Origin of the sequence: Sphingorhabdus sp. (assembly GCF_029865925.1) — a bacterium.
GTDB lineage: Bacteria > Pseudomonadota > Alphaproteobacteria > Sphingomonadales > Sphingomonadaceae > Sphingorhabdus_B.
Window position 1 is genome coordinate 25,340 of record NZ_JARXAI010000047.1, and the last position, 6,777, is coordinate 32,116.

6 protein-coding genes are annotated in these 6,777 nt (G+C 55.9%); 5 read left to right on the forward strand and 1 reads right to left on the reverse strand.

All coding sequences use genetic code 11. The annotated features are described in order from the left end of the window. The first annotated feature begins 15 nt into the window (after positions 1–15). From thrS to QE270_RS04405, 3 genes are read left to right on the forward strand one after another with little or no spacing between them, the layout of a single operon-like run. Entirely contained in the window at positions 16–2,013 is a 1,998-nt protein-coding gene (gene thrS / locus QE270_RS04395) for a threonine--tRNA ligase (protein ID WP_300035756.1), read from the forward strand. A gap of 30 nt (positions 2,014–2,043) precedes the next feature. Next, positions 2,044–2,448 (forward strand): DUF305 domain-containing protein, encoded by a 405-nt coding sequence (locus QE270_RS04400; RefSeq protein WP_300035758.1) that lies wholly within the window; start codon positions 2,044–2,046, stop codon positions 2,446–2,448. A gap of 20 nt (positions 2,449–2,468) precedes the next feature. Further along, complete coding sequence (locus QE270_RS04405) at positions 2,469–3,200, forward strand: sulfite exporter TauE/SafE family protein (RefSeq protein ID WP_300035761.1); 732 nt, start codon at positions 2,469–2,471, stop codon at positions 3,198–3,200. 16 nt (positions 3,201–3,216) lie between these two features. On the opposite strand, the gene uvrB is transcribed toward QE270_RS04405, so the two are convergent. Continuing rightward, positions 3,217–5,403 (reverse strand): excinuclease ABC subunit UvrB, encoded by a 2,187-nt coding sequence (uvrB, locus tag QE270_RS04410; protein WP_300035764.1) that lies wholly within the window; start codon positions 5,401–5,403, stop codon positions 3,217–3,219. 364 nt (positions 5,404–5,767) lie between these two features. Between uvrB and QE270_RS04415 the strand changes: the two genes are divergently transcribed. Further along, positions 5,768–6,289, forward strand: coding sequence for a DUF3617 domain-containing protein (locus tag QE270_RS04415; protein WP_300035766.1), 522 nt, complete (start codon positions 5,768–5,770; stop codon positions 6,287–6,289). Further along, positions 6,274–6,777: serine hydrolase domain-containing protein (locus tag QE270_RS04420; RefSeq protein WP_300035769.1), on the forward strand; the 504-nt coding region annotated here is incomplete at its 3' end. The genes QE270_RS04415 and QE270_RS04420, both read left to right, overlap by 16 nt.

A 6,777-nucleotide genomic window follows, 5' to 3' on the forward strand; every position in this document is an offset into this window, starting at 1 on the left:
AAAGCAAGTAAATCCATGTCCGAGATGATCCGTGTCACCCTTCCCGATGGCTCTGCCCGTGAAGTTGCACGTGGTACCACCCCAGCGGATATTGCCGCCGCGATTGGCCCCGGCCTTGCGAAAGCCGCGATTGCGGCGCGGGTGGATGGTGAATTGCGCGATATCATGCGCCCGATTGAGGCTGATGCGCAACTTGCTTTGGTGACCAACCGTGATGAGGCCGATGCGCTGGAATTGGCGCGCCATGACTTTGCGCATATCCTTGCCGAAGCAGTGCAGGCTCTGTTTCCCGGTACGCAAATCACCTTTGGTCCATCAACCGATGACGGTTTTTATTATGACGTGATGGCGCCCGCCTCGCGCGGTCCATTCACGATGGATGATTTGCCTGCGATTGAAGAGCAAATGCGCGCGATCATCCGCGCCGATAAACCGCTGCGCCGTGAAGTCATGGCGCGTGATACGCTGATCGCGACCTGGCAGAATGCGCGCGAAAGCTTCAAGGCGGAATGGGCGGCTGAATTGCCTGAAGGTCAAGAATTGTCGGTTTATTGGTCCGGCGATGACTGGATGGACATGTGCCGCGGACCGCATCTGGCATCGACGGGAAAGCTTGATCCGGCTGCATTCCAATTGACGCGCGTTGCCGGTGCCTACTGGCGTGGAGATCAGAAGAACCCACAATTGAGTCGCATCTACGGCACTGGCTGGCTGAATAAAAAGCAGCTTGATGCGCATTTGGTGCGCTTGGAAGAGGCTGCCAAACGCGACCATCGCCGGCTTGGGCAGGACATGGACCTGTTCCATTTGCAACAAGAGGCGCATGGATCGGTATTCTGGCACCCCAATGGCTATCTGATTTGGCGTGAGCTGGAATCCTACATGCGCCGTGCGATTGATAATGCGGGTTATAAGGAAGTTAAAACGCCGCAAGTCATGGACGCGCGGCAATGGGAGCAATCGGGACATTGGGGCAAATATCGCGCCAATATGTTCGTCATCCCTGACGAGGTGCCCAATGTCGATGACGAGGGCCCCGTGATTTCGGGCGACGCCGACTGGATGGCGCTGAAGCCAATGAACTGCCCGGCGCATGTTCTCATCTTCCGCCAAGGCATTAAATCTTACCGCGACCTGCCGTTGCGTATTTACGAAAATGGCTGTTGCCATCGCAATGAACCGCATGGTGCGTTGCATGGCTTAATGCGCGTGCGCCAATTTACGCAGGATGATGCGCATATCTTCTGCCGCGAAGACCAGATTGTTGCGGAAGTTCAGGATTTCTGTGCGCTTGCAGACCGGATCTACAAGGAATTTGGCTTTACCTATTCGATCAAGCTCGCTTTGCGGCCCGAACAACGCTTCGGTTCGGACGCCGATTGGGACAAGGCAGAAAACGAACTGCGCGATGCTGTGGTCCACGCTGGCCTTGCGACCGAAGAGTTTGGTTGGGAAGAACTGCCCGGCGAAGGTGCCTTCTACGCACCAAAGCTGGAATGGCATTTAACCGACGCGATTGGCCGGACGTGGCAAGTGGGCACGATTCAGTCCGACCGCGTGCTGCCTGAGCGTTTGGACGCAAGCTATGTCGGGGAAGATGGCGCGCGCCACCGCCCCGTCATGTTGCACCGCGCGATTTTCGGCAGCTATGAACGCTTCATCGGTATCTTGATTGAACATTATGCTGGCCGCTTCCCCGTTTGGTTGGCACCTGTCCAAGCCGTGGTCGCAACGATCACGTCCGAGGCAGATGGCTATGCGCATGACGTGACGGCAAAGCTAAAGGCGGCGGGCATTCGCGTCGAAGCCGACACGCGCAACGAAAAGATCAATTATAAGGTGCGCGAGCATAGCGTCGCTAAGGTGCCGCATTTGTTGGTGGTCGGTATGCGTGAAGCCGAAGAAGGCAAAGTCGCGATTCGAAGCCTTGGCTCCGACGGCCAGCGTATCATGACGCTTGAAGAGGCGATTGCGATGCTGTCGCATGAGGCAACACCGCCCGATATTCGCTAAGCCTGATCCGCGCCCTTGAAGGAGAATGTGATGAAAACGATTCCATTAACGCTCGCTGCTGTATTGCTGCTCGCGGCGTGCCAGCAACCAGCGGCGGAACAAACAGCTGAGACGCCAGATGCCACCGCCAGTTACGACGCCGCGCAAAAGGCGTATGCGGCTGCTAATAACAAAATGCACGCTGGCATGGGCATGATAGATGCCGACGCGGATGTTGCGTTCATGCAAGGCATGATCCCGCATCATGTGGGTGCGGTGGATATGGCTAAGGTTGCGCTTGAACATGGCAAGGACCCCGAAGTCCGCGCGCTGGCGCAAAAGGTCATTGCCGCGCAGGAAGCTGAAATGAAGGAAATGCAGGCTTGGCTCGACAAAAAGGGCATGCAGGTGGAAAAGCCGATGACTGCGGCTGACCACGCGGCAATGGGGCACTGAACATTCACGATCTAATTGGCATGTCGGCAACGCAATTGTTGCTGTTGGCGGCAGTGACCTTTGGCGCTGCCTATATTCGCGGGTTAACCGGCTTTGGCATGGCGATCATACTGGTGCCCTTGTTCGGCTTGATTGTGAAGCCGGGCGAGGCCGTTGTCATTGCTATATTGCTTCAGGCCCTCATTGGTCCCGTTGGGCTGAAGGCTATATTGGCCGATGCGCATAGGCCAAGTGCGTTGATGATTGCTGCATTTGCCGTGTTGGCAACGCCGCTTGGTATCGTCTTGCTGATGCAGACTACGCCAGATGTTGCGCGGGTCCTGATCGCCGTAATCGCAATTGCCGCGTTTTTGCTTGTGCTCCTGCCGCAACGCGGCACGCTGCGTCCTGGGCCCAAGGAAACGGCATTAACAGGCATTGCAGCCGGCATTTTGACCGGTTTTGCAGCGATGCCGGGGCCACCTGTCGTGCCTTTTTACCTGCATCAGCCGATCCCGCCGAAAGAGGCACGCGCATCCATGATGCTCGTGTTTTTCGCCACCGCGATTGCAGGCACGATTTCGGCATTTGTGCTTGGACTGGCGAACGGACGGCTGATGTGGCTTTCGCTCCTGCTGTTTCCATCCGTGCTGCTGGGCAATTGGCTTGGCGCCAAATCCTTCGGCAAAGTGCCGCCAACATTGTGGCGCAGTTTCGTTGCGGGTGTCCTTGGCCTTGCAGGACTCTCGGCGATTGTTCGGCTGCTGACCTAAAGCCCCAGGCTAACACTTACTTCCCGAATTTACGCTGCGTTTTGCCGTAACGCATTTTGCGCGTCCCCGGCTGGCCTTCGGTCGCGCGGCCTTTAGGTGCAGCGACATGTTGCTGGTGCGGCAGGCCAAGCTCGGCTGCCTCTAGCGAACGGATTTCATCGCGCAACCGTCCAGCCTCTTCGAATTCCAGATCGGCCGCAGCCGCACGCATCTTCTTTTCCAAATCTTCGATATACGCACGCAAATTATGGCCGACGAGGTTGTTGGCGCCATCGGCGTCAATTTCAACCAGAACGGAATCCCGGCTGGCGGTGTCAGCGACGATATTGTGAATGTCGCGCTTGATCGTTGCCGGGGTGATATTATGTTCGATATTATACGCATGCTGCTTTTCGCGGCGGCGATCCGTTTCGCGTATTGCGCGCTCCATGCTTCCGGTAATGCGGTCGGCATATAGGATCACGCGGCCTTCAACGTTGCGCGCGGCGCGGCCAATAGTTTGGATCAAAGACGTTTCGCTGCGCAGAAACCCTTCCTTGTCGGCATCCAATATTGCGACGAGCCCACATTCTGGAATATCGAGACCCTCACGCAGCAAGTTGATGCCTACCAGCACATCATATACGCCGCGCCGAAGGTCACGGATCAGTTCAATACGCTCCAGCGTTTCGACATCGCTGTGCATGTACCGCACCCGAAGCCCGGCCTCGTGCATGAACTCGGTCAAATCCTCCGCCATGCGTTTTGTCAGCGTGGTGACCAGCGTGCGGAAACCAGCCTCTGCCGTTTTGCGGCATTCGTTGATGCAATCCTGCACCTGATCTTCGACCGGTTTAATTTCGACCGGTGGATCAATAAGGCCAGTAGGGCGAATAACTTGCTCGGCAAATACGCCGCCCGATTGCTCCATCTCCCAGCCGCCGGGGGTTGCGGAAACGCACACCGTTTGCGGGCGCATGATGTCCCATTCGTTAAAGCGCAGCGGCCGGTTGTCTATGCAAGAGGGTAATCGGAAACCATATTCGGCAAGGGTCAGCTTGCGCCGATGGTCGCCCTTGGCCATCGCACCGATTTGCGGCACTGTCTGGTGGCTTTCATCGACGAACAGAAGTGCATTGTCGGGCAAATATTCAAATAGGGTTGGCGGCGGCTCACCGGGTAGGCGGCCAGTCAGGAAGCGGGAGTAATTCTCGATACCTGCGCAAGACCCTGTCGCAGCAATCATCTCAAGGTCGAAATTCGTCCGCTCCTCCAAACGTTGCGCCTCCAGCAGTTTGCCTTCTGACACCAATTCCTTCAACCGCTCGGTTAGCTCAAAACGAATGGCTTCGCTTGCTTGCTTCATTGTAGGGCCAGGGGTTACATAATGGCTGTTGGCGTAAACGCGCACGCTGTTGAGCTTCGCGCTGGTGTTGCCCGTCAACGGATCGAATTCTGATATCTCTTCAATTTCGTCGCCAAAGAAACTGACGCGCCAAGCCGTGTCTTCATAATGCGACGGGAAGATTTCCAGATTGTCGCCGCGCACGCGGAAATTGCCGCGGGCAAAGGCCATATCGTTGCGTTTATATTGCAGCGCGACAAGCTTGCGGATCAACTCGCGCTGATCAACGCTTTCGCCTTTTTTCAGGTCGAAGATCATCGCGGAATAGGTTTCGACCGACCCAATGCCGTAAATGCACGACACTGACGCGACGATGATGACGTCGTCACGTTCCAGCAAAGATCGGGTCGCCGAATGGCGCATCCGGTCAATCGCCTCGTTTACGCTCGATTCTTTTTCGATGTAGGTATCGCTGCGCGGGACATAGGCCTCGGGCTGATAATAATCATAATAAGAAACGAAATATTCGACTGCATTGTCGGGGAAAAAGCTTTTGAATTCGCCGTAAAGCTGCGCTGCCAAAATTTTGTTGGGCGCAAGGACAAGCGCAGGGCGCTGCAATTTTTCTATGACTTGCGCGACGGTAAAGGTTTTACCTGACCCGGTGACGCCCAAAAGAACCTGGTTTTTCTCGCCCGTTAAAGCAGTTTCAACCAGTTCACGGATCGCCGTTGGCTGGTCGCCGGCAGGCGCATAATCGGACACAATCCTAAATGGCCTGCCGCCCTCCAATTTGGACGGGCGTTCAGGGCGATGCGGGGTGAAGGCGCCAACCGTGTCCGGTTCTTCCAGCCCACGGCGAATGATAAGCTCAGCCATGTTTTTCATATGTGCCCTGCGCAGCGGAAGGGCAAGGGCTGTGCGGTAGATGCTTGGCTTCGCTAAAAATTCATTTTCCAACATCGCCGCAATTTGTTTGACCAATTGTCATGAAAAAGAACGTAAAATCATGGCTACTACGTGAGAACTTAATGTAACCTTATCGGTCGGGCCGTTTATCGATGTTGCGTTTTGGGATATGCAGCGACACAAGAAGAAACCTATTTAGAAGCGAGAGGGTGATTCATGCGCAAGTTCTTCCTCACAAACGCGGCGGCGTCAAAATGACGGGTAAAGCCATCCGTAAGCGGTTTGGGGATTGCTCGGTATGAATTTCACTTTTTTAAAAGCTATAGGTTCATCAATGGCGCTACTTCTCATTAACGGATGCGCCGACAACAGCGCCGATAAAGACGGCAATGGCGTCATCGACAGCAAAGAGCGCGCAGCGGAAATGAACTATGACGCATTCATTCCTATGAAGGCGGGGCTTTGGGAAACCAAGGTTGTCTTTGACGACATCAATGTGCCGACCTTACGCAAGGCCCAAAAGCAGCAGATCATGGACGCGGTTGCGAAAAGCGCGTCAAGCCAGAGTTGCCTCACCGACGCCGAGGCCAAAAAGCCAGGTGCAGATTTCTTCGGTGGCGATGGCGCGGAAAAATGCGTCTACAAGGCGTTTGACGTATCGGGGCAGACTGTGAATATGAAGCTGTCCTGCGCCATGGAGGGTATGGGCACCGTCGACATGGCGCTGGCTGGCGTCATGGGGGAAACCGAATTCATTTACGACAGCAAGGTGGATGTCCGCCTGCCTATGGTTGGGACGGTAGCAATGAAGGGCAAGACAACGGGCAAATATGTAGGTGCGTGCCCCGCGTCATGATTGGTTTGCGCGGTATATGGCTTTCCGCTGCGGCGGCTGCGGCCATGCTGGTTTCCGGATGCGCGCCCCCTCTTGGCCTAGATAAAGCGGCGCCTGCGGTAATCGGCATCAGGCCAGCAACCGTTATGGTCAACTTTACAGCGGACAGTATCACCCCTGCGACGGTTGAGGGCGATGCTGGCGTTGCGGGTCGTCGAGTCACGATAGATGATCCGGCCCGCGTTGCGTCTATTTCAAAGCTTGTGGCAGCGATTGCCGTTATGCGGTTGGTAGAGCAAGGCAAGCTGGATCTCGACCGCGATATAAGTGATTATCTCGGCTGGAAAGTGCGCAACCCGGCCTTTCCGGATGCGCCTATCACGCTGCGTGCGTTGTTGTCGCACCAAAGCGGGCTGCGCGACGCCGTGGACTATATCGTCCCACTTGATGGCAGCTTGGAGCCGGTGCTTGTTGACCCAAAGGCATGGGATGCGGGCCATGCGCCCGGC